At 63.3% G+C, this 23,804-nt stretch carries 19 protein-coding genes; 15 read left to right on the top strand and 4 right to left on the bottom strand.

Going from position 1 to position 23,804, the window contains the following annotated elements:
• Positions 1-7: 7 nt before the first annotated feature.
• The 3 genes from ISS99_RS13410 to map all read right to left on the bottom strand — a co-directional run bounded on the left by ISS99_RS13410 (position 8) and on the right by map (position 4,187).
• A complete protein-coding gene (locus ISS99_RS13410; protein ID WP_204632100.1) occupies positions 8-511 on the bottom strand; it encodes a PepSY domain-containing protein in 504 nt (167 codons plus the stop codon).
• A gap of 123 nt (positions 512-634) precedes the next feature.
• Positions 635-3,283 (bottom strand): [protein-PII] uridylyltransferase, encoded by a 2,649-nt coding sequence (gene glnD, locus ISS99_RS13405; RefSeq protein ID WP_204632099.1) that lies wholly within the window; start codon positions 3,281-3,283, stop codon positions 635-637.
• A 139-nt stretch (positions 3,284-3,422) separates the two neighbouring features.
• Positions 3,423-4,187, bottom strand: coding sequence for a type I methionyl aminopeptidase (map, locus tag ISS99_RS13400; RefSeq protein WP_204632098.1), 765 nt, complete (start codon positions 4,185-4,187; stop codon positions 3,423-3,425).
• A gap of 310 nt (positions 4,188-4,497) precedes the next feature.
• Between map and rpsB the strand changes: the two genes are divergently transcribed.
• Entirely contained in the window at positions 4,498-5,394 is an 897-nt protein-coding gene (rpsB, locus tag ISS99_RS13395) for a 30S ribosomal protein S2 (RefSeq protein ID WP_204632097.1), read from the top strand.
• Between the two features lie 63 nt (positions 5,395-5,457).
• Positions 5,458-6,336 carry a translation elongation factor Ts gene (tsf, locus tag ISS99_RS13390; protein ID WP_204632096.1) on the top strand — a complete coding sequence of 293 codons (879 nt, stop codon included), beginning with the start codon at positions 5,458-5,460 and terminating at the stop codon, positions 6,334-6,336.
• Positions 6,337-6,410: 74 nt separating this feature from the next.
• Here the strand turns inward: tsf and ISS99_RS13385 are convergent, their stop codons facing one another.
• A complete protein-coding gene (locus ISS99_RS13385) occupies positions 6,411-6,815 on the bottom strand; it encodes a VOC family protein (protein ID WP_204632095.1) in 405 nt (134 codons plus the stop codon).
• A 152-nt stretch (positions 6,816-6,967) separates the two neighbouring features.
• On the opposite strand from ISS99_RS13385, the gene pyrH reads away from it, so the two are divergent.
• The 13 genes from pyrH (at position 6,968) to ISS99_RS13320 (ending at position 23,789) form a co-directional block, all read left to right on the top strand.
• Positions 6,968-7,690 carry a UMP kinase gene (pyrH, locus tag ISS99_RS13380; protein ID WP_204632094.1) on the top strand — a complete coding sequence of 241 codons (723 nt, stop codon included), beginning with the start codon at positions 6,968-6,970 and terminating at the stop codon, positions 7,688-7,690.
• A gap of 111 nt (positions 7,691-7,801) precedes the next feature.
• Positions 7,802-8,359 (top strand): ribosome recycling factor, encoded by a 558-nt coding sequence (gene frr, locus ISS99_RS13375; RefSeq protein ID WP_204632092.1) that lies wholly within the window; start codon positions 7,802-7,804, stop codon positions 8,357-8,359.
• 310 nt (positions 8,360-8,669) lie between these two features.
• Positions 8,670-9,407, top strand: coding sequence for a polyprenyl diphosphate synthase (uppS, locus tag ISS99_RS13370; RefSeq protein WP_204632091.1), 738 nt, complete (start codon positions 8,670-8,672; stop codon positions 9,405-9,407).
• 16 nt (positions 9,408-9,423) lie between these two features.
• Positions 9,424-10,245: a phosphatidate cytidylyltransferase gene (locus ISS99_RS13365; RefSeq protein ID WP_204632090.1), complete on the top strand. Its 822-nt coding sequence runs from the start codon at positions 9,424-9,426 to the stop codon at positions 10,243-10,245.
• Between the two features lie 266 nt (positions 10,246-10,511).
• Complete coding sequence (rseP, locus tag ISS99_RS13360; RefSeq protein ID WP_204632089.1) at positions 10,512-11,861, top strand: RIP metalloprotease RseP; 1,350 nt, start codon at positions 10,512-10,514, stop codon at positions 11,859-11,861.
• Positions 11,862-12,080: 219 nt separating this feature from the next.
• Positions 12,081-14,528: an outer membrane protein assembly factor BamA gene (gene bamA, locus ISS99_RS13355; RefSeq protein WP_204632088.1), complete on the top strand. Its 2,448-nt coding sequence runs from the start codon at positions 12,081-12,083 to the stop codon at positions 14,526-14,528.
• A 128-nt stretch (positions 14,529-14,656) separates the two neighbouring features.
• Complete coding sequence (gene lpxD / locus ISS99_RS13350) at positions 14,657-15,685, top strand: UDP-3-O-(3-hydroxymyristoyl)glucosamine N-acyltransferase (RefSeq protein ID WP_204632087.1); 1,029 nt, start codon at positions 14,657-14,659, stop codon at positions 15,683-15,685.
• Positions 15,678-16,151: a 3-hydroxyacyl-ACP dehydratase FabZ gene (gene fabZ / locus ISS99_RS13345; protein WP_204632085.1), complete on the top strand. Its 474-nt coding sequence runs from the start codon at positions 15,678-15,680 to the stop codon at positions 16,149-16,151. The genes lpxD and fabZ overlap by 8 nt, the downstream gene beginning before the upstream one ends.
• Entirely contained in the window at positions 16,148-16,921 is a 774-nt protein-coding gene (gene lpxA / locus ISS99_RS13340) for an acyl-ACP--UDP-N-acetylglucosamine O-acyltransferase (protein ID WP_204632084.1), read from the top strand. Before fabZ ends, lpxA begins: the two co-directional genes overlap by 4 nt.
• 57 nt (positions 16,922-16,978) lie before the next feature.
• Positions 16,979-18,190 (top strand): lipid-A-disaccharide synthase, encoded by a 1,212-nt coding sequence (lpxB, locus tag ISS99_RS13335; protein ID WP_204632083.1) that lies wholly within the window; start codon positions 16,979-16,981, stop codon positions 18,188-18,190.
• Positions 18,187-18,783 carry a ribonuclease HII gene (rnhB, locus tag ISS99_RS13330; RefSeq protein WP_204632082.1) on the top strand — a complete coding sequence of 199 codons (597 nt, stop codon included), beginning with the start codon at positions 18,187-18,189 and terminating at the stop codon, positions 18,781-18,783. The genes lpxB and rnhB overlap by 4 nt, the downstream gene beginning before the upstream one ends.
• 143 nt (positions 18,784-18,926) lie before the next feature.
• Positions 18,927-22,478 (top strand): DNA polymerase III subunit alpha, encoded by a 3,552-nt coding sequence (gene dnaE, locus ISS99_RS13325; protein WP_204632081.1) that lies wholly within the window; start codon positions 18,927-18,929, stop codon positions 22,476-22,478.
• A gap of 354 nt (positions 22,479-22,832) precedes the next feature.
• Positions 22,833-23,789, top strand: a complete 957-nt coding sequence (locus ISS99_RS13320; protein ID WP_204632080.1) for an acetyl-CoA carboxylase carboxyltransferase subunit alpha — start codon at positions 22,833-22,835, stop codon at positions 23,787-23,789.
• Positions 23,790-23,804 lie beyond the last annotated feature (15 nt).

Below are 23,804 nucleotides of genomic sequence, written 5' to 3'. Positions count from 1 at the left end.
GAAAACGTCAAATCAGTGCAAGCACCAAGGGCACCACGATACCAGCCAACAACAGAACGGCGACCAGGCGCGGCTTGCGCGTGTAACGGAAGGCCATATAGAGACCGATCAGGGTCGATACGAACAGGCCCAACGCAACGAAAGCCGCGAAGATTTTCAGCGGCAGCGGATGGCTGGCCTGCATTTTCGGCATTTCGGGCTTTTCCTGGGCCAGTGCCGGTGCATGGGCATCGGACGTGGCGGGCGCCGTTGCCGACACGGGCGGGTGATCGCCGGCATCTGCTGGCCGTGCCTTGTGCACCGGCACCGCCATGGTTTGCTTCTTGTGCAATTGGGCCAGGGTCACCAGCCATTGCGGCGGCCGGTAATCGCTGCCACGAGTGGTTTCGTGCAGGCTGAAGACCTGCAGGCCGCCGGTCAAGGCGAAGAACAGCAAGGCCGGCGCGATGAAGACGCCAACATAGAGGTGGATCTGACGAACGATTTTCAGAAACGCGTGGGCAGCGGACATGGATATACGGCCTTCTTGGCAAAATCGGCCAAACGGTTGAGAGGGAATGACGATGACAGGCGCTGTGGCCCAGCGGGAAATCATCCCCTGCGACTGATCGCACAACCCGTGCCCGGCACGCAGCTATGCGGGCAGGCACTGTGGTCCGATCCGCTCCGTCAAAGCCTGCCACAGATGCTGTTGCTGTGTCTCGCTCAGCGGCGCGTTGCGGCGGTCGGTAAGCTGAAAGAAGTCTTCCACCCGTTCGCCGAAGGTGGCAATGCGCGCATCGTGCACGCGCACTTCGCAGGACATCATCACCTGTGTCACCGCCGCCAGCAAACCAGGCCGGTCGCTGCACACCAAGGCCATCTGGGTGCGGTCGTGTGATTGCTTGAAATCGATGCGCGGCACCATCTGAAAATGCCGCAGATGGCGCGACATGCTGCGCCGGGAAGGCATGATCGGAGCCGACTGCACGAGCGCGCGCTGCAGGCGCTGGTGCAGCTCCTCCGCACGCTCGGGTGTGGCGGGCTTCTGGGTTTCCGCTTCCAGCAACAGGAAGGTATCCATAGCCTTGCCGTCGGGGGAACTCAGCACGCGCGCCTCCATCACCGAAAAATGCAGGCGATCGAGCATGGCTGTGACGTTGGCGAACAGCCCATCGCGATCGGGTGCATAGACGAACAATTCCGTGCTTCCGCGCACGGACAGCGGGTTGACGGCAATCAGCGGCAGTCTGTTTTCGCCTTGCAGAATCGCCGTGGTCTGCCACGCGATCTGCTCCGGCCGGTGGCGCAGGAAACTCACCATCGGGAATGCGTCCCAGACATTCGCCACGGCAGCCGCGTCTTTGCCGTCGGCAATCAGCATCGCCAACGCATGTTCGCGACAGTGCTGGGCACGCGCCGCCGCGCCTGGCGAAGGCTTGGCGTCGCGGCGCAACGCATAGCGCGTAGCCGTATAGAGGTCCGCCAGCAGGCGATCCTTCCAGGCATTCCACAAGCGCGGACTGGTGCCGATGATGTCGGCGATGGTCAGCAAGTAAAGCTGACCAAGGCGTTCGCGGCCGCCTACCGCATCGGCAAAGCGCTGCACCACATCCGGGTCGGTGATGTCCTGCCGCTGGGCCGTGGTGCTCATCAGCAAATGCCAGCGCACCAGCCACGCCACCCGCTCGGTATCTTCCTCGGGCAGGCCGACCTTGCGACCGAATTCCCGGGCGTCTTCTTCGCCCAACTGCGAGTGATCGCCGCCGCGCCCTTTCGCAATGTCGTGGAACAGCGCCGCCAACAGCAGCACTTCGGGCTTGGGCAGGGTTGGCCACACTTCGCAACCTAGCGGAAATTCCGCCTGGGTCGCGGCATCGGCAAAACGTGCCACGTTGCGCAATACGCGCAGGGTATGTTCGTCGACCGTGTATACGTGGAACAGGTCGTACTGCATGCGGCCAAAAACCTTGCCAAAGGCAGGCAGGATCGCCGCAAGCAGGCCGTGGCGATTCATGCGCCAAAGCGCATCCACCGCCGGCGCACCGCGTCGCAGCAGTCGCAAAAACGCAGCCAGCACCTGCGGATCGTCCGCGAGGGAGCCATCCAGCGCAGCGGTTGCCTGGTGTATGCGGCGCATCGTATCGGCGGTAAAGCCGATCACGCCCTTTTCATCCAGGCGCGCAATGAAAATATCGACGAGCGCGGCAGGACGGTGCACGAACAGATCCGGATCGCGCACCGCCATGCGTGCACCGTAACGAATGAAATCCTCGCCTACCGATTGCGCGGCGCTTGGCGGCTCGAGCATTTCCTCGAAGCGTTCGGCAATCTGGATGCCTAGGCGCTCCACCTGGCTCGCAGCCCGGTAATAGCCCTGCATGAATTGTTCGACGCCCAAATTCTTTTCGTGCTCGTCCTCAAAACCCAATTGCGCTGCAATGGCACGTTGATAGTCGAACAGCAGGCGTTCTTCCGGCCGGCCTGCTTCCAGGTGCAAGGCAAAGCGATAACGCCGCAGGGTCGCTTCGGCGTGCAACAACGTGTCGCATTCGGCAGGATCGAGCAGCCCCTCGGCGACCATATCGGGAAAATCGTTGGCGTGCGCAAGGCGCCGCCCCAGCCAACGTAGCGAATCGAGCGTGCGCAAGCCACCTGGACCGTCTTTCAGATTGGGCTCGAGGTTGTAGGCGGTATCGTCGTAGCGGGCATGCCGTGCATCGCGCTCAGCCAGACGCGCAAGCAGGTAATCGCGCGGCGGCCACATCCCCGGCGCCTCGACGATCTGCCGCAGGCGTGCGTCGAAGGCGGGGTCGCCCGCCATGCGCCGCGCGTCGAGCAAACTGGTGAACACACTCGCCTCCGCCGCCGCCAGCGTCCGGCACTGGGCCGAATCGCGCACGGCATGTCCGACTTTCAAACCGACATCCCAAAGCGTGGCGAAACATTGCTCTAGCGCCCGCAGCCGGGAGGCATCAGGCTGCTCCACCAATGCCAACAGATCGATATCCGAATGGGGAAACAGCAGGCCCCGGCCAAAACCGCCAACGGCGAACAGCGCGGCATCGCTGACCTCGCCAAGACATGCCGTCCATACGTGCACCACTACGCGCGTTACGGCATCGCTGCGCCTGCGCGCCAACTCGCTGGCGTCGGCACCCGCACGAAATGCCGCCGCAATCGCCCGATCCAGGTCGCCAAGCAACTGCCTGAGTGCGCGCCTCGCATCACCGGAAACACCCGAGCGCGGTACTGCAATCGGCAAGCGCGGCAAGGATGGAAGTGCGGCGGCAGGTTGGGACATGGAATCGGCTCCTTCCCTGCTCACTGAACACGTTCCGGTACGATCCGGGAAAAACGGCGAGGGGATGTGTGAGTTTGCCGCAATCGGCTGCGCGCCACGCCAGGAAAACTAGCTCACGGCGAGCAGCGGAAAGACGCCATCAGGCATCCGGCCAAGGCGTGAGAATCTCGAAGCCGTCGTCGGTCACCGCAATGGTGTGCTCCCACTGCGCCGACAGCGAATGATCCTTGGTGACCACCGTCCAGCCGTCCGGCAGTTGCTTGGTGTGCGGCTTGCCTGCATTGACCATCGGTTCGACCGTGAAGGTCATGCCTTTCTGCAGCACTACGCCGGTGCCGGGCTTGCCGTAGTGCAGTACCTGCGGCTCATCGTGATAGATCTTGCCGATGCCATGCCCGCAATACTCGCGAACGATCGAGAAGCCGGCCGCCTCGGCATGCTTCTGGATGGCATGGCCGACATCGCCCAGGGTGGCGCCCGGGCGCACCGCCTCGATGCCACGCATCATCGCCTCGTGGGTGGTGTCCACCAGGCGCTTGGCCAGCACACCCGGGGTACCGACGAAGTACATGCGACTGGTATCGCCATGCCAGCCGTCCTTGATGACGGTGACGTCGAGGTTGATGATGTCGCCGTCCTTGAGCACTTTGCCCGGGCTGGGAATGCCGTGGCAGATGACGTGGTTGACCGAGGTACACAGGGTCTTGGGGAAGCCGTTGTAGCCCACGTTGGCGGGAATGGCTTTCTGCACGTTGACGATGTGCTCGTAGGCCAGCCGGTCCAGGTCTTCGGTGGTCACGCCCGGCTTGACGTGTTCCTTGAGCATGGCCAGCACTTCGGCGGCCAACTGGCCGGCGGCGCGCATGCCTTCGAGGTCTTGGGCGGATTTGAGGGTAATGGCCATAAGTCCAAGCAAATGTGGCGGCAAAGTTCCCGAAAACCAGTAACTTGCCGCGAAGCGGTGGTCCCGGCTATACTTTCCGGGTTTTGCAGACCGCTTCCGGCCACTTTAATGGTCCACGCGGGTGCAAAGCGAAGCAGGATTGTAACCGCGCCGCGGTACAAGCCCAACCAATGCCACACACGTATCGGCACCGCCTTCGGGGTGCTGCGACCGCCCTTCTTCAAGCCATGGGCGCCGCAGTCGAAGCCGGGGATACGTGGAGGTCCCAACCCCTGGGCTACCAAAAAAGGCCCACTGCAGGAGTAACACCATGGCTCAAGTCACCATGCGTCAGATGCTGGAAGCTGGCGTGCATTTCGGTCACCAGACCCGCTACTGGAACCCGAAGATGGCTCCGTACATCTTTGGCGCCCGCGGCAAGATCCACATCATCAATCTCGAAAAGACGCTGCCGCTGTTCACCGACGCGATGAACTTCCTGTCGGCGATCGCCCAGAAGCGCGGCACCGTGCTGTTCGTCGGCACCAAGCGCTCCGCCCGCGAAGCCCTGGCTGAAGAAGCAGGCCGCGCCGGCATGCCCTTCGTCACTGCGCGCTGGCTCGGCGGCATGCTGACCAACTTCCGCACCGTGAAGCAGTCGGTGGCCCGCCTGAAGGAACTGGAAGCCGCCGAAACTGACGGCAGCTTCGAGAAGCTGGTCAAGCACGAAGTGCTGGCCCTGCGCCGCGAGCGCGCCAAGCTGGAAAACTCGCTCGGCGGCATCAAGAACATGAACCGCCTGCCCGACGCGCTGTTCGTGGTCGATATCGGCCATGAAAACATCGCCGTGCAGGAAGCCAAGAAGCTCGGCATCCCGGTGATCGCCGTGGTCGACACCAACTACAACCCGGAACTGGTCGATTACGCCATCCCGGGCAACGACGACGCCATCCGCGCGATCCAGCTGTATGCCCGCGCCGCTGCCGACTCGATCCTCGAAGGCAAGGCTGCCGCTCCGGCCGCCGCCCAGGGCGATGCCAACGAATTCGTCGAACTGGACGAAGAAGGCAACCCGGTCGCCAAGGACGAGGAACGCCGCGCCGCTGCCCCGCGCCGCAACCCGCCGGCCAAGAAGGGCGGCCCACGCGGCGGCGACCGTGACGACCGTCGCGGCGGTCGCGGTGGCCGTGGTGGTCGTACGCAGGACACCGGCGGCGACGCCGACTAAGCCTCTCCATGCCGTGGCGGCCCCGCCGCCGCGGCATCACCAAGATTCCCGAGGAACTCTGCAATGGCTGATATTTCCGCCCAATTGGTCAAGGAACTCCGCGAGCGCTCCGGCGCCGGCATGATGGAGTGCAAGAAAGCGCTGGTCGAAAACAATGGCGATATCGAAGTCGCCATGGAATGGCTGCGCAAGACGGGCCTGGCCAAGGCCGACAAGAAGGCCGACCGCGTGGCCGCCGAAGGTCGCATCTTCAACGCCCAGGGCAACGGCAGCGCCGTGCTGGTCGAAGTCAATAGCGAAACCGACTTCGTGGCCAAGAACCCCGATTTCGTGACGTTCGGCAACAACGTTGCCGAGGTGGCGCTGAAGTCGGGTGCCGCCGATGTTGAAGCACTGAAGACTGCTACCTACCCGGGCGGCGGCACGGTCGAAGAGGCCACCAAGGGCCTGGTCGCCACGATCGGAGAGAAGATCGAGGCTCGCCGCCTGGCACGCGTCTCGAATGACGGCGTGATCGCCAGCTACGTCCACGGCGGCCGCATCGGTGTACTGGTGACTCTGAAGGGCGGCTCGGAAGAGCTGGCCAAGGGCATCGCCATGCACGTAGCAGCCATGAACCCGGCGTATGTGCGTGCCGAAGACGTCCCGGCCGACTTCCTGGCCAAGGAAAAGGACATCGCGCTGAGCCAGATGTCCGACAAGGAAAAGGCCAAGCCGGCCGAGATCCTGGAAAAGATCGTGAGCGGCAAAGTCAGCAAGATCATTTCCGAAGTCACCCTCCTGGGCCAGCCCTACGTGCTGGACACCAACGTCACCGTTGCCGACGCCCTGAAGAAGGAAGGCGCCGACGTGATCTCGGTGGCTCGCCTGGCCGTTGGCGAAGGCATCGAGAAGGTGCAGGAAGACTACCTGGCAGAAGTGCAGAAGGCGATGCAGGGTTAAGACCGCATCCTTCAGCTCCAAAAAAGAAAGCCGCGAGAAATCGCGGCTTTCTTTTTTTCTCCACGTGTTGGATTTCATTCAGCCCCAGGCTCGCGCGGCTGCATCAAGTCCCAACGATTCCCGTAAAGATCCTCAAACACCGCAACGGTGCCGTAGGGCTCCTCGCGCGGACGCTCGAGAAAGCGTACGCCGCGCTCGCTCATGATCCGATAGCGCGCGTAAAAATCATCGACGTGCAAAAACAGAAAGACCCGGCCGCCACCCTGCTCGCCCACGCAGGCGTCCTGCTCCGCCGTACTCGCCAGCGACAACAACAGACGTGTCTGGCTGCCCCCTGGCGGCGAAACCAGCACCCAGCGCCGGCCATCGTCCTGCAAAACGTCTTCGACCAGCTGAAAATCCAGGCAGCCGGTATAGAAGGCGATCGCCTCGTCATAGTCACGTACCAGCAAGGCAACGGCGGCGATGGCATGCTGCATGATGGGCTCCGGCGAGGCTGCAGTGATGCAACGGGCACGGGGCGCACAAAAGCGCCAGCCCCGCACGCCCAGCATAAAACTGTGACGCGCTGACGTCTGCGGCAGGCTCCGCTACAATGCGCGCGTTTTGCATCTCACAATCCGGAGCCCCCATGAGCGACCAGCTAAAGTACCGACGCATCCTGCTCAAGCTCTCCGGCGAGGCATTGATGGGCGACGCCGACTATGGCATCGACCCGAAAGTGATCGGCCGCCTGGCCGATGAAATCATCGAAATCCAGCGTGCCAGCGTGCAGATCGGCGTGGTGATCGGCGGCGGCAACATCTTCCGCGGCGCCGGCCTGGCCGCAGCCGGGATGGACCGCGTCACCGGCGACCACATGGGCATGCTGGCCACCGTCATGAATGCATTGGCCATGCAGGACGCCATCGAAAAGCGCGGCGGCTTCGCCCGCGTGATGAGCGCCATCCAGATCCACGACGTGGCAGAGGACTTCATCCGTCGCCGCGCCATCCGCCACATCGAGAAAGGCCGCATAGCGCTGTTTGCCGCCGGCACCGGCAACCCCTTCTTCACCACCGACTCGGCGGCCGCGCTACGCGCGATCGAAGTCAGCGCGGACCTGCTGCTCAAGGCCACAAAGGTGGACGGTGTCTACGATGCCGACCCGGCCAAGCACAGCAACGCCGTGCGCTTCGAGCGGCTGAGCTACGACCAGGTGATCGAACGCAAGCTGGCCGTGATGGATACGGCCGCCATCGCGTTGTGCCGCGATCAACGCATGCCGCTGCGCATCTACGACATGACCGTGCCAGGCAACCTGATGCGCATCATGCGCGGGGAAGCGGTCGGCACCCTGGTCGATGCGGGCTGACGCTGAATAATCGCAAAAGACGGGGCGCGGAGCAGCGCAAAGCGTGCTTCCGCTACCCTCCCCTGCCCCCTGCTATAATGAAAGGCTTGCACGCCAACGGGTGATTTCCTCATGCTCAACGACATCAAGAACGATGCCCAGACCCGAATGGGCAAGAGCATCGACGCGCTCAAGCACGATCTGTCCCGCCTGCGCACCGGCCGCGCCAGCACCTCGCTGGTCGACCACATCAAGGTGCCGTACTACGGATCGGACACCGCGCTGAATCAGGTCGCATCGGTTTCGCTGGCCGACGGGCGCTCGATCATCATCACGCCATTCGAAAAGAACATGGTGGCGCCGATCGAAAAGGCCCTGCTGGCTTCGGACATCGGCATCACGCCGACCACCGCCGGCACGGTGATCCGCCTCAACATGCCGCCGCTTACCGAAGAACGCCGCCGCGATCTGGCCAAGCACGTATCGCACGAAGGCGAGAATGCCAAGATTGCCATCCGCAACGTGCGCCGCGACGCCTTGCAGCACATCAAGGATCTGCTGAAGGAAAAGCAGATTACCGAAGACGAAGAACGCAAGGCCGACGAGGAAATCCAAAAGATCACCGACCGCTTCGTCAAGGAAGTCGACACCGTGGCCAAGGCGAAGGAAGAAGAACTGATGGCGATGTAATAGATCGCCATCGAACAGGCGTGCTGCCTGGCCGCCGGACTCCATTGGAGATAAGGAACCTTGCAGCACCGCGCATTCCACGCTCTCAGACGGGGAGAGGGCAACGGGTGAAGGACTCTATCCAGTTATCGCAAAGTCGTTCGAACGCACACCCGGCCAGCAGCCCAGTTGCCGACGAACCTGCAGACCAGAGGCAGCTTCCGCCGCCGATGAGTCCGTATCGTGATGACAAATGGCCGTTCCCTGGCGAACGTGCTTCCGGCATCCGCTTCAGCGAGGCAAGCGTCATCGTCAACGTTACTCTCCATCCATGACCACGACCGAGCAAAACTACATACCCCGCCACATCGGCATCGTGATGGATGGCAATGGTCGCTGGGCCAAGGCACGCCATCGCCCGCGCAGCTTCGGCCACAACGCCGGCCGCAAAGCGGTACGGCAGGTCGTGGAAGGCTGTCTGCGGATGGGTGTGGAGGCCCTCACGCTGTTCGCGTTTTCCAGCGAAAACTGGCAACGCCCGCAAGAAGAAGTCAGCGCACTGCTGGATTTGTTCATGCGTGCGCTCGACAAGGAAGTGGATGAACTGCACGCCAATGGGGTACGCCTGCGATTCATCGGCGATCTGGACGCGTTCGACCAGCCGCTACAGCAACGCATGCTGGCTGCCGCCAAGCGCACGGCAGGCAATGAGAAATTGCATTTGAACGTAGCCATCAACTACGGCGGACGCTGGGACATCGTGCATGCCGCACGCCAGCTTGCCGCCGCGGTCGCTCGGGGCGATCTGTCGGTGGACGCCATCGACGAGCCCGCGTTCGACCTCCACACGAGCCTGGCCGGCCTGCCGCCCCTGGACCTGTTCATTCGCACCGGCGGTGACCGGCGCGTTAGCAACTTCCTGCTGTGGCAGCTGGCCTATGCGGAACTCTATTTCACCGATACGCTGTGGCCAGATTTCAACCAGCTCTCGCTGCAGCATGCCATCAATGACTTTGCCCGCCGCGAGCGCCGCTTTGGCCGCACCGGCGATCAGGTCGCCCAGGCCTGATTGCTAAGGACCCTCCATGCTGCGACAGCGCGTTCTAACCGCCCTGCTCCTCGCCCCGCTGGCCATCCTGCTGATTCTGCTGCTGCCGACCAGCCTGTTGGCTTGGCTGCTGTCGGCGGCGTTCCTGGCAGCCACCTGGGAGTGGACGCGACTGGCCCGGATGAAAAGCCACGCGACGCGAGCCGCGATCCTGATGTTTGCCGCGGCGGTGTTTGTCGCGCTATGGGTACTTCGCGACAAAACCTGGCTGTGGCCGGCGCTGATCTGCGCAGGGGTAGCCTGGTGGCTGGTGGCGTGCGCCTGGTTGCGCCATTTCGCCTTTGCCGCGGCGCCGACGCCGGAGAACCGCAACCTGAAGCTCCTGGCCGGCGCGTTTGTGATATTTCCGGCCTGGGTGGCGACCCTCAGCATTCACCACAGCCCGTCGCATGGTCCGGTATGGACCTTCCTGGCCATGCTGCTGGTCTGGGCCGCCGATACCGGCGCCTATTTCAGCGGCCGCTTCTTTGGCAAGCGCAAGCTCGCCCCGCAGATCAGTCCGGGCAAGACCTGGGCCGGCGTCTACGGTGCCTTCGTCACGAGCTCCGTGGTCGTCGTCGCGGGCGGCTGGCTGCTTGGGGTGCGCGACGCGCGCCTGCTCGGGCTGATTCTGGTCGCTATCGTGACCGTGGCCGCTTCGATCGTGGGCGATCTGCTGGAAAGCCTGATGAAGCGCCATGCCAGCGTCAAGGATTCCGGCGCGCTCTTTCCCGGCCATGGCGGCCTGCTCGACCGTCTCGACAGCGTGTTTGCCGCCCTGCCGGTATTCGCCCTGGGCAAGCTGCTGCTGGGCTTCTGACCGCCCCCCGTTCATTTTAGAGGCCCCGCCTTTCATCCGGACTCTTCCGCGTTTTGGGGGGTGTCACGGCCTCTCTTGTCCACCGACCGGATGCCCTTGCGGTCGTGAAACCGCTCCAGTCGCGATCAACGGAACTGCCGTGCCGGGTCGCGGTCGATATCCAGACCTTTGCGCAAGCGTCCAGGGGCCGACGGGGAGGAAGCCCGACAGGTACTTAGCGACGCTTGCTGATAAGCTTTGAGTTCCGTAGAGACGTATCTGACTTGATGAATCCCTTTTTCGGCTCGGTGTTTTGGTTGGCGGTCACGCTTGGCGTGCTGGTGACCTTTCACGAATTCGGTCACTTCTGGGTGGCGCGACGCTGCGGCGTGAAAGTGCTGCGCTTCTCCGTCGGCTTCGGCAACGCCATCTGGAAGCACGTCGGACGTGATGGCACCGAATACCAGATCGCCGCAATCCCGTTGGGTGGCTACGTCAAGATGCTCGATGCGCGCGAAGGCGAAGTGGACCCGGCGTTGCGTAGCCAGGAGTTCACCTCGCAACCGATCTGGAAGCGTATTGCCATCGTCGCCGCCGGCCCCGGCTTCAATATCATTTTCACCATTGCCGCGTTCTGGCTGATGTTCGTGCTGGGGCGTACCGACTACGCACCGATCGTCACCGCCGCACCGCAGAGCATGGCGGCACAGGCTGGCATTCAGAGCGGTGATCGCCTGCTTACGGTGGGCGGCGAGTCGGTGGCGACCTGGAGCGATTCGTTCGACATCATCGCCAATGCGATGCTGAGTCGCGCACCGCTGGCCGTCACGGTACGCGGAGCGGATGGCAAGGAACGTTCGCTGGTCCTGCCGCTCAATCGCCTGCCCGCTGGCGAAGACATTCCGCATTATCTGGACAAGCTGGGCATCGAGCCGGCTCCCGCCCCGGCCATCGTCGCAACGGTGGCGCCCGGCTATCCGGCCGCCATGGCCGGCATGCAGGCCGGGGATCAGATCGTCAGCGTCGATGGAGTCGCGGTAAAGACTTTCGACGACCTCAGCACGCAGATCATTGCCAACGCCGCTAAGTCGCCGGTGCTCTCGCTGGACGTTCTTCGCAACGGCAAGCCCGTGCAGTTGACCGTAACAGCCCGCATGGACTCTCCTGACGGCGGCGCGCCGCATTGGGTCATCGGCGTCGCGCAGCGGCCGCTGGAGGCGGCTGTCCAGCACTATGGGCCCGTCAAGGCATTGGGCGAGTCGCTCAACCTGACCTGGGAGCGCACCACCGACACCTTCAACATGGTTGGCAGGATGCTGACCGGCCAGGCGTCCACCAAGAACATTTCCGGCGTCATCGGCATCGCCCAGGTGGCCAATGCCGCCGCCAAGATGGGCCTGGATCGGTTCCTGGAATTCCTGGGACTGGTATCGCTAAGCCTGGCCATCATCAACCTGCTGCCCATTCCGATCTTGGACGGCGGCCACCTGCTGTATTACCTTATCGAGCTGATCAAAGGCAGCCCGGTCAGCGAACGGACTATCATCGCAGGCCAGTACGTGGGTCTCGCCTTGCTGGTCATGCTGGTGGGGCTGACGTTCTTCAACGACATCCATCGCATCATCCTGCCCTCGTGAGAAGGATGCGCGCCGCTGACAACCTCTGGTTGGATGCTGGCCGCGGTCTCCCTATCGCGCGGCAACCTGCCAGCAGTGCGCTGCGTCCGGAGCTGTTCGTCCGGACCCGACCTGCTCGGCTGCGGTAGAAAAAACGGGCCGGGATGATTCCGGCTTTGGAAAAAAATACAGCGGGGCGGCCGCAAACCGCCCCGTCCGAATAACACAACGGAATCGACGATGAAGCGTATCGCCGCCCTGATCCTGCTTGCCTCCCTTTCTACGAGCGTGTTTGCGCTCGAACCATTCGTCGTTTCCGATATCCGCATCGAAGGCCTCAGCCGGATCTCCGCCGGCACGGTGTTCAACTACCTGCAGATCAACAAGGGCGACCGCCTCACCAACGAGGAAGCCCAGCAGGCCATCCGCGCCCTGTACAACACCAAGTTCTTCAGCGACGTGGAGCTGGAGCGCGACGGCGACATCCTGGTGGTCAAGGTGGTCGAACGCCCGTCGATCACCAAGCTGACCATTCGCGGCAACAGCGACATCAAGACCGACGACCTCAAGAAGGGCCTGAAGGACATCGGCCTGTCCGAAGGCGAGACTTTCGATCGTCTCGCGCTTGACCGCGTGCAGCAGGAACTGATCCGCCAGTATTACAACCGCGGCAAGTACAACGTGTCGGTCAATCCGCACGTCACCCAGCTTGACCGCAACCGCGTGGCGATCGATATCGAAATCCGCGAAGGCAAGGTCGCCAAGCTCAAGGAAGTGAACATCGTCGGCAACACGGCGTTCACCACCAAGGACATCGAAAAAGACTTCGAATCGGGCACCACCAACTGGCTGTCCTGGTATTCGAAGAACGACCAGTATTCCCAGGACAAGCTCTCCGGCGACCTGAAGAAGCTGCAGTCCTATTACATGGATCGCGGCTACGCCGACTTCGGCATCGACTCCACCCAGGTCACCATTGCGCCCGACAAGCGCGCGATGTACATCGCCGCCGACGTCATCCAGGGCGACATCTACCACATCTCGGACACGCACCTGCTGGGCCAGCTGATCCTGCCGGAAGACACGCTGCGCAAGCTGGTGTTCGTCAAAAACGGCGACCTGTTCAATCGCCGTGCGATCGAAGCAACCTCGGACTCGATCAAGGCCCTGCTGGCCAACATCGGCTACGCCTTTGCGAAGGTCAATTCGGTACCCAAGCTCGACAAAGAAAAGCACACCGCCGACATCACCTGGTACATCCAGCCCGGTCCGCGCGTATACGTGCGCCGCGTGATCTTCCAGGGCAACACCCGCACCGAAGACGACGTGCTGCGCCGTGAAATGCGCCAGCTCGAAGGCTCCTGGTATTCGCAGGCCGCCATCGACCGCTCGAAGATCCGCCTGCAGCAGCTGGGCTTCTTCAAGACCGTCACTATCGACAAGCAGACGGTGCCTGGCAGCGACGACGAAGTCGATCTGACGGTAAAGGTGGAAGAACAGTCCGCCGGCAGCCTGACTTTCGGCGTGGGTTATTCGCAGTATTCGGGCATCATCCTGTCCAGCTCGGTGTCGCAGAGAAACTTCATGGGCACCGGCGACCAATTCAGCGTCGGCGCCGAGCGCAGCGATTACCTCACGCAGATCAACGCCAGTTACTCCAACCCGTACCTCACCGACAACGGTGTCGGGATCGGGTACAACGCGTCGTTCTCGCGCGCCGATTACACCGACCTGGGCAGCCAGTACGCCAGTTACTCCAACAGCACCAAATCGTTCTCCACCACGCTGGGCGTTCCGATCACCGACTTCGACCGCCTCAGCGCCAGCCTGGGTATCGGCAGCACCAAGATCAACACCTACGCGGGCTATACCCCGCAGGTCCTGGTGGATTACATCAATGCCCTGGGCCACGAGACCATCCACACCTGGACAGGCTCGCTCAGCTGGGTGCACGACACGCGCAACTCCTACTGGGCCCCTACCCACGGCGGCCAGCTGACCGCGACGGTGAGCACCGCCTTGCCCGGCTCGACCGTGCAGTATTGGACCTTCAACGGCGAAGCCAACCACTACTGGCCGATTGGCGGCGGTTTCGTGCTGTATCTCGACGGCAAGGTCGGTTACGGCAACACGTATGGCGGCAAGACCTTCGAGAACACCACGGCGGACTACGCGCCGGCTACGGCTACCAGCTCGCAGATCGGCTACAAGGCCGGCCAGCAGGTCTCCTTCCCGTTCTGGATGAATTTCTATGCTGGCGGCGTGACCGACCTTCGCGGCTTCCAGGACAACACGCTCGGCCCGCGCGCCTGCGCCGGCACCGGAACGAACGGCGGCCCCATCACTCCAGATCCCAGAACCGGCTTCTGCGCAGGCAGCACTTACAACTATGCCCAGCCGATCGGCGGTGCCTTCAAGGTGCTGGGTACGGCAGAAGTCTATCTGCCGCTGCCCTTCCTGAAGGACATCAATACCGCACGCGTATCGCTGTTCATGGACGTCGGCCAGGCCTACCAGAACGTCCAGAGCTTCAGCACCAAGACGCTCGATGCTTCGGCCGGTGTGTCGCTGCACTGGCAGGCGCCGATCGGCCCGCTGATCATCAGCCTGGGCTTCCCGTTCCGCTCGCAGCCGGGCGACGCCGAGTACGAAGAACGCATCCAGTTCACGTTCGGCAGCCAGTTCTAATCTCGCTTGCCCGACCGGTCCGAGAGGACCCGCCTATAGAAAGCGCGGCTATGCCGCGCTTTCTTTTATAGATTCCGCAAAAGGGTACGTTCAGACCCTACAATGCGGCACGTGTCGCGGAGGCCTGCATGAATAAGATCCAATACAGCGTCGCCGAACTTGCCGAACGCTTCGCTCTCCAGTTCAGCGGCGACGGCGCACGCATCATCGATGGGGTCGGCACACTTGCCGGCGCAGGTCCAAGCCAGTTGAGCTTCCTGTCGAACAGCAAATATGCCGGGCAGCTGGCCAACACCCGCGCCGGCGTCGTCGTACTGCACCAGGACACCCTCGAAAGCTGCCCCACCGCCGCGCTGGTGGCGCGCGATCCATACGTCGCTTATGCGCACATCGCTGCCTTGTTCGAGCGCCTACCCGCAGCACCGCCCGGCATCCATTCCAGTGCGGTCGTTGCACCCGGCGCACGCGTAAGCCCTACCGCAAGCATTGGCCCCTGCTGTGTGATCGAAGAAGGCGCGGTCATCGAGGATGGCGCAATGCTCGGCCCGCATTGCATCGTCGGCCCGGACTGTGTCGTGGGTGCACAATCGCGGCTGGTCGCGCGAGTAACCCTGGTCACCCGTGTAACGTTGGGCAAGCGCGTGCTGGCACACCCCGGCGCGGTCATTGGTTCTGACGGATTCGGCCTCGCCTTCGATCGCGACCATTGGGTAAAACTGCCGCAATTGGGCGGTGTGCGCATTGGCGACGATTGTGAAATCGGCGCCAATACCACCATCGACCGCGGCGCACTGGACGACACGGTGCTGGAAGAAGACGTGCGGCTGGACAACCAGATCCAGATCGCCCATAACGTCCACATAGGGGCGCATACCGCCATGGCGGGCTGTGCGGCGGTGGCCGGAAGCGCAAAAATAGGCCGTTATTGCATGATTGGCGGCAATGCCGGCGTGCTGGGCCATCTGGAAGTGGCTGACCGGGTTACCATTACGGCCAAGAGCCTGGTGACCCATTCGATTCGGGAAGCTGGCGAATACTCCTCCGGCGTGCCGCTGCAGGAAAATCGACAGTGGCGCCGCAATGCTGCGCGTTTCAAGCACCTGGATGAATACACGCGCCGGCTGTCGGCGCTGGAAAAGGATAAAAACAATGACTGACAACTCCGCTCCGATCACTCTGCCGGTGGCCGTTGAGCAAATTCAACAGCTGCTGCCGCACCGCTATCCGTTCCTGCTGGTGGACCGGGTGATCGAGATCGTGCCGGATCAGAGCGTGGTGACGTTGAAGAACGTGACCATCAACGAACCCTTTTTCAACGGCCACTTCCCTGGTCACCCGGTGATGCCTGGCGTACTGATCGTGGAAGCCATGGCGCAATCGGCCGGCTTGCTCACGCAACTGAGCGCGCGCGCGAAGGGCGGCTCGCCAAGCGCGCTGTTCTACCTGGCCAAGGTCGACAATGCACGCTTCAACGCCCCTGTCGTGCCGGGTGATCAGCTGCGGATGGAAGTTCGCCTCAAACGCCTGCTGCGCAGCATGGGCTTGTTCGAGGCCCGCACTCTGGTCGACGGCAAGGAAGTGGCCAGCTGCGAACTGATGTGCGCCGCGAGGTCGGAGAAATGATCCATCCGACCGCGCAAATCGATCCCACTGCCGTCATCGGCGCCAATGTGCGCATTGGTGCCTATACCGTCATCGGTGCAGACGTGCACGTCGGCGAGGGGACGATCATCGGTCCCCACGTGGTGATCGAAGGGCCCACGCGGATCGGTCGCGACAACCGCATTGCGCAATTTGCCTCGCTCGGCGGCGATCCGCAGGACATGAAGTTCAACGGGGAGCGCACGGAGCTGATCATCGGCGATCGCAATCTCATTCGCGAATTCGTCACCATCAATCGCGGCACCGGCGACGGCGGCTGCGTAACGCGCATCGGCAACGACAACTGGCTGCTCGCCTACGTGCACGTGGCGCACGACTGCACCATCGGCAATCACACCATTTTCTCCAACTATTCGGCGCTTGCCGGGCACGTGGAAGTTGGCGATTGGACGGTTTTTTCCGGCTATTCCGGTGCGCACCAGTTCTGCAAGATCGGCGAACACGCCTTCATCGCCATGGGTTGCCTGATTGGCGCGGACGTGCCGCCGTTCCTGATGATGGCCAACGACCAGAACGGACGACCGCGCGGCCTGAACACCACCGGCCTGAAGCGGCGCGGATTTGAAATGGAGCGCATCACCGCCATCAAGCGCGCCTACCGCACGCTGTATACCTCCGGCCTGCCTCTGGCCGAGGCACGCGAACAACTCGCGGCGCAAGCCAAGGAAAGCGAAGACGTGCGCGCCATGCTCGAGTTCCTCGACCGCAGCGAGCGGGGATTGGCGCGCTGACCGTGCGCGCTACGCTCATGCCCACATCGGGCAAGGGCTTTAGCTTGGGAGCCACTCGTGTCAGATGACAACCAAGGTCCGCTGATCGCCATCGTCGCCGGTGAAGAATCCGGCGACCAACTCGGTGCCGATCTGATCGCGGCCTTGCGCCGCCACTACCCGCAGGCCCGCTTCGCCGGCATCGGCGGCAGCCGCATGCAACAGCAGGGCTTCGAGTCCTGGTATGACATGCGGCAGCTTTCGCTGTTCGGTTTTGCCGAAGTCGTGCGTCACCTGCCTCGCCTGCTCAAGTTGCGCAAGGAACTGGTGGCGCGGCTCATCGCCGAAAAACCGCTGGTGGTGATCGGCATCGACGCTCCGGATTTCAACCTCGGCGTCGAACGACGCGTCAAACGAGCGGGCCTGCGCACGGTTCATTACGTGAGCCCATCGATCTGGGCCTGGCGCGAAAACCGCGCGGACAAAATCGGCATGAGCGCCAGTCGCGTCCTGTGCCTGTTTCCGATGGAGCCGCCGATCTACGCCAGGCACGGTATCGACGCGCGTTTCGTGGGGCATCCCCTGGCCGATCGCTTCCCCTTGGTTTCCGATCGCATTCCGGCCCGGCGCAGCCTGCAACTTCCGCTGGACGTGCCGGTGTTGGCCGTATTGCCCGGCAGCCGCCATTCCGAACTGGAGCGGCTGGCGGAACCCTTCCTGGATGCGGCTCGTCGCGTCGCCGCAGCCCTGCCTGGCCTGCGCATCATCATCCCCGCCGCCAATACGCGCGCGCTTGCCACGCTCAAGCGCCTGCTTGCGCGGGGTCCCCACGACGAGACCGCACCGGTGCTGCTGGACGGACACGCGCACGAGGCCATGCTGGCCGCGGACGTCGTCATGCTCGCGTCCGGCACCGCCACGCTGGAAGCCATGCTCGCCAAGCGTCCCATGGTGGTGGGCTATCGCGTTTCGCCGGTGAGCTATCGCATCGCGCGCATGCTCAACATGCTCAAGACCGATGTGTATGCGCTGCCCAACATCCTTGCCCGTGCCTGCGGCATGGGCAAGACGGCAAAGCTCGTGCCCGAGCTGATGCAGGACGATTGCACCGCCGCCAAGCTGGCCGACGCCACGCTGGCGTTGTTTCGCGACAGCGAGCAACGCGGCGCCATCGTCGCTGCTTTCGAGCAATTGCACGAAGCCCTGCGCGGCGACCTGCACGGCCATGCCGGCGATCACGCCGCCGCGGCGATCGTGGAGTTGCTGGACGCGCCTGCGGCTACTCGATGATGCGCTCGGCCTCTTCTATCGTGGCAGGTGTCGATGAAGCCGGCCGCGGCCCCTTGGCAGGGCCGGTCGTGGTCGCAGCGGTGGTGCTGGACCCGCTCAAGCCCATCGATGGCCTGAACGATTCAAAAAAGCTCAGCGAAGCACGGCGCGAAAAACTGTATCCGCTGATCATTGAACGCGCATTGGCCCACTGCGTGGTAATCGTCGAACCCGAAGAAATCGACCGCCTGAATATTTTCCAGGCCACCATGGCCGGCATGAGCCGCGCCGTAGCCGGATTGACGCCCGCTGCCAGCGAAGCGTTGATCGACGGCAACAAACTCCCGAAGGATCTGCCCTGCCCAGGTCGCGCCATCGTCGGCGGCGATGCGCTGGAACCTGCCATCAGCGCAGCGTCGATCCTGGCCAAGGTAAGTCGCGACCGGTTGATGGTCGCCATGGAAGCACAGCATCCGGGCTACGGTTTTGCCATCCACAAGGGCTACCCGACGCCGGCTCACCTCGCCGCACTGGCGCGGCTCGGCCCGTGCATTCAGCACCGCCGCAGTTTTGCGCCGGTCAGGCAGTTGCTGGATCAAGGGCGACTGTTCTGAGCGGCACGCCGCGGGAGTCGCAAAGCCAGTCCGGCAAGCGCGCAAGGCTTGCCGCTTAACGATTCCCGATTTACGCCCCTTGTCAATTCTTGCCCGCTCCGGACCGCCCCGCTAGGCTGAGCCATTGTGTTCGCGTGCGAGCCATGTCCCTCCGTTTCGCTCATCTGCACCTGCACAGCGAGTATTCGCTGGTCGACTCGACCATCCGCATCAAGGCGCTGGTCGCTGCCTGCGTGCAGGCGGGGGCGCCCGCCGTAGCGCTGACCGACGAATGCAACATGTTCGCCCTGGTGAAGTTCTACAAGGCGTGCAGCGCGGCCGGCATCAAACCGATCGGCGGCTGCGACTTGTGGATCAGCTCGCCGGACGACCCGCGTCCTTGGCGTCTCACACTGCTGTGCCAGAACCGCGACGGCTACCTGAATCTTTCTCGCCTGGTTTCGCGGGCCTGGCGCGAGGGTCAGCTCAATGGCCGCGCGCTGGTCGACGCCAACTGGCTCACGCCCCATGCGACGGATGGATTGATCGCTCTATTGGGCCGCGAAAGCGAAGTGGCCCGCATGGCCGTCAATCAGGGAACCGACGTTGCAACGCCGCGCCTGCGTACCTTGTCACAGCTGTTTGCGGACCGTCTGTACCTGGAACTGTCCCGCGCCGGCCGCGAAGGCGAAGAGGCCTGGAACAACGCCGCCCTCACCCTGGCGACCGGACAAGACCTGCCCGTGATCGCCAGCAACGACGTGCGCTTTCTCAAGCAAAGCGATTTCGAGGCCCACGAAGCGCGCGTGTGCATTCACCAGGGTCGCGTCTTGGCCGATCCCAAGCGCCCACGCGACTACAGCGATCAGCAATACCTGAAGACTCCCGAAGAGATGGCGGCGCTGTTCGCCGACATTCCCGAAGCGCTGGAAAACACGCTGGAACTTGCCAAGCGCTGCAACCTGGAGTTGTCGTTCGGCACCTATTACCTGCCGAATTTCCCGGTCCCGGAAGGCCACGACCTCGCCAGCTATATCCGCGAGATCGCGCGCGAGGGCCTGAAGGAACGCCTCGCCGCAGCGCCTCTGGCGGCCGGCCATACCTTGGCCGATTACGAGGCACGCCTGGAACGCGAGCTCGACGTGATCGTGAAGATGGGCTTCCCCGGCTACTTCCTGATCGTGGCGGACTTCATCAACTGGGGTAAACAGAACGGCATTCCAGTGGGACCGGGCCGCGGTTCGGGCGCAGGCTCGCTGGTGGCGTGGGTGCTGAAGATCACCGATCTGGACCCGTTGCAGTTCAACCTGCTGTTCGAGCGCTTCCTCAACCCCGAGCGCGTGTCGATGCCCGACTTCGACATCGACTTCTGCATGGATCGCCGCGATGAGGTGATCGACTACGTCGCGCGTAAATACGGTCGCGACCACGTCAGCCAGATCATCACCTACGGTTCGATGGCCGCGAAGGCGGTGCTGCGCGACTCCGGCCGCGTGCTGGGCATGGGCTACAACGCGGTGGACCGCATCGCCAAGCTGATCCCGCCGCGCCCGCTCGACCTGACCTTGTCCTGCGCGCTCGGACGTTCCGAGAAGGCGCAGAAAGAACCTGATCGCGTGGTCAAGGAATTCTGCGACCTGTATGAACAGGACGAAGAAGCGAAGGCACTGATCGATCTGGCGCTGAAGCTGGAAAGCCTCACCCGCAACGCCGGCAAGCACGCCGGCGGCGTGGTGATCGCGCCCACACCGTTGACCGACTTCGCGCCGCTGTACTGCGAAGCCGGCGGTACCGGCGTGGTCACCCAGTACGACAAGGACGACGTGGAAGCGGTCGGCCTGGTGAAGTTCGACTTCCTTGGCCTGCGTACGCTCACCATCATCGACTGGGCGGTCAAGGCGATCAACCAACGCCGTGCGACCACCGACGAAGAACCACTGGATATCGCCGCGCTGCCGCTGGACGACGCGCCGACCTATGAGCTGCTGAAGAAGGCGCAGACCGTCGCCGTGTTCCAGCTCGAGTCCTCCGGCATGCAGCGCATGATGAAGGACGCGAAGCCGGACCGCTTCGAAGACATCATCGCGCTGGTGGCGCTGTACCGCCCCGGTCCGATGGACCTGATCCCCAGCTTCGTCGCGCGTAAACATGGCCGCGAGGAAGTGATCTATCCCGATCCGCGTGTCGAACCGATCCTGAAAGAGACCTACGGCATCATGGTCTACCAGGAGCAGGTGATGCAGATGGCGCAGATCGTCGGCGGCTATTCGCTCGGCGGCGCCGACCTGCTGCGCCGCGCGATGGGCAAGAAGAAAGTCGAGGAAATGGCGAAGGAGCGCGCCAAGTTCCGTGAAGGCGCCGCCAAAGATGGGCTGACGGGCGAAAAGTCCGACGCCATCTTCGATGACATGGAAAAATTCGCCGGCTACGGCTTCAACAAGTCGCACGCCGCCGCCTACGCAGTGGTCTCCTACCAGACCGCGTGGCTGAAAACGCACTACCCGGCCGAGTTCATGGCCGCGACGATCTCGTCGGACATGGACAACACCGACAAGGCGGTGATCTTCCTCGACGAATCGCGCGCGATCGGGCTGAAGGTCCTGCCACCGGACGTAAACGCTTCCGAGTTCATGTTCGTGGCAGTGGAACCGCGGGTGATCCGCTACGGCCTGGGCGCGATCAAGGGCGTCGGCCAGGGTGCGTGCGAAGCCATCGCCGACGAGCGGCGCAACGGCGGGAACTACAAGGACCTGGCCGACTTCTGCCGGCGCGTCGATCCCGGCAAGCTAAATCGCCGCGTGCTCGAAGCATTGATCCTGTCCGGCGCGCTCGACGCGCTGGCCCCCAGCCGCGCCAGCCTGATGTTGCAGTTGCCCGACGCGATGAAGGCCGCCGACCAGCATCTGCGCAACCGCCAGTCGGGCCAGAACGACATGTTCGGGGCGATGATGGGCACGACCGCGCCAGTGGTTCAGGTCGACCTGCCTACCGCGCCGGAATGGCCGCTGGAGCAGAAGCTGCAGGGCGAGCGCGACACGCTGGGCCATTACCTCTCCGGCCACCCCACCGACCCGTGGCGCGAGGAGCTGGCCCAGTTGGCCACCTGCCCACTCGGCGAGATCGCCGACCGCTACCAGCCGCCTCGTCCACGCAAGAACGACGGCGATGACGGCAACCGCTTCCGTCGCGGCCCGGACACTCCGTGGACCGTTGCCGGCATGGTCACCGCCGTGCGCAAGCGCGGCGACAGCGATGCCTTCGTGCGCCTGGAAGACGGCACCGGCATCATCGAAGTGAGCTTTTTCGGCGAGCTGTATCAGCAGGTCGCTCCCCTGCTCACCCGCGACGAAATGCTGGTGGTCGAAGGCGGCCTGCGCATCGACGAGTTCTCCGGCGGCGGCTTCCAGGTACGCGCCCGCAGTGCCTACACCCTCGGCGACGCCTGTCGCCGCTTCGCGCGTCTGCTGCGCGTGAAGGTCAACGGCATCGGCCCGGACTTCGTATCCCAGCTCCGGCAGGCGCTGGCCGGCCACCGCGGCGGCAACGCCAGCGTGATCTTGAACGGTTACCGCAACGCCAACGCACAGGCCGACTTCGAGCTTGGGCAGGAATGGAAGGTGCACGCCATTCCCGATCTGCTACGCACGCTGCGTGGCATGCCGGGGGTCCTGGGTGCCGGCGTGAGAATCGTCAAGACCGGCGGCGCAGACAACTGAGCAGCGACGTAGACGCGGTTCTCATGGGTATTCGTGAGGATCCGCTTGCGACGTGACCGGTGAGAAACGGGGAGCCGCTGCGGACGCCCGCGCAAATGATGAGCGGCGCATTCAAATCCGGCAGCCCATTCCATCCATTGGCGCACCCCCATGCCGCAACGATTCACACCCTGGATCGGCGGAACCGCCAAACCAGACACCGAAACCATTCAAAAGGAGAGATAAAAAAGAGTTAATCCATGCAACTTGCTGGCGACCCATGCGAAACCGGCCTGCCCGGGCCATACGCCAACGTTCTCGCCCAACCGGCCTCCCCGGTTATACTGCGCCGCTTCCGTGCCACCCCATGACCGAATGAATCCCAATTTCCTCGACTTCGAACAGCCGATCGCCGATCTGGAAGCCAAGATCGAGGAACTGCGTTATGCGAGCAGCGGCCAGGCCGTCAATATCGACGACGAAATCCGACGCCTGCGCGAGAAGCTGAAGCTGAAGACAGCCGACATCTTCCGCAACCTGGATTCCTGGCAGACCACCCAGCTTTCGCGTCATCCCGCCCGCCCCTACACGCTCGACTACATCAGTGTGATCTGCGAAGAGTTCCACGAGCTGGCCGGCGATCGCGCCTATGCCGACGACGGCGCCATCGTGGGCGGCCTGGGCCGCATCAATGGCCGCCCAGTGATGATCATCGGCCACCAGAAGGCGCGCGACACCAAGGGCAAGCTCAAGCGCAACTTCGGCATGCCGCGGCCGGAGGGCTACCGCAAGGCGCTGCGCCTGATGAAAATGGCCGAGCGCTTCAAGCTGCCGCTGTTCACCTTCATCGATACCATGGGCGCCTACCCCGGCATTGGCGCCGAGGAACGCGGTCAGAGCGAAGCCATCGCCCGCAACCTGTTGGAAATGGCCGAACTGAAGACCCCGATCATCTGTACGGTGATCGGCGAAGGCGGCTCGGGCGGCGCACTCGCCATCGGCGTCGGCGACCGCACCCTGATGCTGCAATATTCCACCTATTCGGTGATCACTCCGGAAGGTTGCGCCTCGATTCTGTGGAAGAGCGGCGAGAAGACCAAGGATGCTGCCGAAGCCCTGGGTATGACCGCTCCGCGCCTGTTCGAGCTGGGCCTGATCGACAAGGTCGTGCGCGAGCCGCTGGGCGGCGCCCACCGCAATCCCCATTCGATGGCTGTCCGCTTGAAGGCCGTGCTGCTCAACGAGCTGGACAAGCTGGAAGCGGTGCCTCTGCCCGAGCTGCTGGAGCTGCGTTATCGCCGCATGCGCGGTTACGGCGCCTTCCAGGAATAAACCCATGGCTCTTCT

It is taken from the genome of Dyella mobilis (genome assembly GCF_016904945.1).
Taxonomy (GTDB): Bacteria; Pseudomonadota; Gammaproteobacteria; order Xanthomonadales; family Rhodanobacteraceae; genus Dyella_B; species Dyella_B mobilis.
This window is presented reverse-complemented; position numbering and strand designations above follow the sequence as displayed.

What these genes read in the sequence shown, in the direction of transcription:
- fabZ (WP_204632085.1), top strand. Translation starts at nt 15,678, where the DNA reads ATGACTGACAACTCCGCTCCGATCACTCTGCCGGTGGCCGTTGAGCAA.
- lpxD (WP_204632087.1), top strand. Translation starts at nt 14,657, where the DNA reads ATGAATAAGATCCAATACAGCGTCGCCGAACTTGCCGAACGCTTCGCT.
- uppS (WP_204632091.1), top strand. Translation starts at nt 8,670, where the DNA reads ATGACCACGACCGAGCAAAACTACATACCCCGCCACATCGGCATCGTG.
- glnD (WP_204632099.1), bottom strand. Translation starts at nt 3,283, where the DNA reads ATGTCCCAACCTGCCGCCGCACTTCCATCCTTGCCGCGCTTGCCGATT.
- bamA (WP_204632088.1), top strand. Translation starts at nt 12,081, where the DNA reads ATGAAGCGTATCGCCGCCCTGATCCTGCTTGCCTCCCTTTCTACGAGC.
- ISS99_RS13410 (WP_204632100.1), bottom strand. Translation starts at nt 511, where the DNA reads ATGTCCGCTGCCCACGCGTTTCTGAAAATCGTTCGTCAGATCCACCTC.
- rseP (WP_204632089.1), top strand. Translation starts at nt 10,512, where the DNA reads ATGAATCCCTTTTTCGGCTCGGTGTTTTGGTTGGCGGTCACGCTTGGC.
- pyrH (WP_204632094.1), top strand. Translation starts at nt 6,968, where the DNA reads ATGAGCGACCAGCTAAAGTACCGACGCATCCTGCTCAAGCTCTCCGGC.
- ISS99_RS13320 (WP_204632080.1), top strand. Translation starts at nt 22,833, where the DNA reads ATGAATCCCAATTTCCTCGACTTCGAACAGCCGATCGCCGATCTGGAA.
- lpxA (WP_204632084.1), top strand. Translation starts at nt 16,148, where the DNA reads ATGATCCATCCGACCGCGCAAATCGATCCCACTGCCGTCATCGGCGCC.
- ISS99_RS13365 (WP_204632090.1), top strand. Translation starts at nt 9,424, where the DNA reads ATGCTGCGACAGCGCGTTCTAACCGCCCTGCTCCTCGCCCCGCTGGCC.
- rpsB (WP_204632097.1), top strand. Translation starts at nt 4,498, where the DNA reads ATGGCTCAAGTCACCATGCGTCAGATGCTGGAAGCTGGCGTGCATTTC.
- rnhB (WP_204632082.1), top strand. Translation starts at nt 18,187, where the DNA reads ATGATGCGCTCGGCCTCTTCTATCGTGGCAGGTGTCGATGAAGCCGGC.
- ISS99_RS13385 (WP_204632095.1), bottom strand. Translation starts at nt 6,815, where the DNA reads ATGCAGCATGCCATCGCCGCCGTTGCCTTGCTGGTACGTGACTATGAC.
- tsf (WP_204632096.1), top strand. Translation starts at nt 5,458, where the DNA reads ATGGCTGATATTTCCGCCCAATTGGTCAAGGAACTCCGCGAGCGCTCC.
- map (WP_204632098.1), bottom strand. Translation starts at nt 4,187, where the DNA reads ATGGCCATTACCCTCAAATCCGCCCAAGACCTCGAAGGCATGCGCGCC.
- frr (WP_204632092.1), top strand. Translation starts at nt 7,802, where the DNA reads ATGCTCAACGACATCAAGAACGATGCCCAGACCCGAATGGGCAAGAGC.
- dnaE (WP_204632081.1), top strand. Translation starts at nt 18,927, where the DNA reads ATGTCCCTCCGTTTCGCTCATCTGCACCTGCACAGCGAGTATTCGCTG.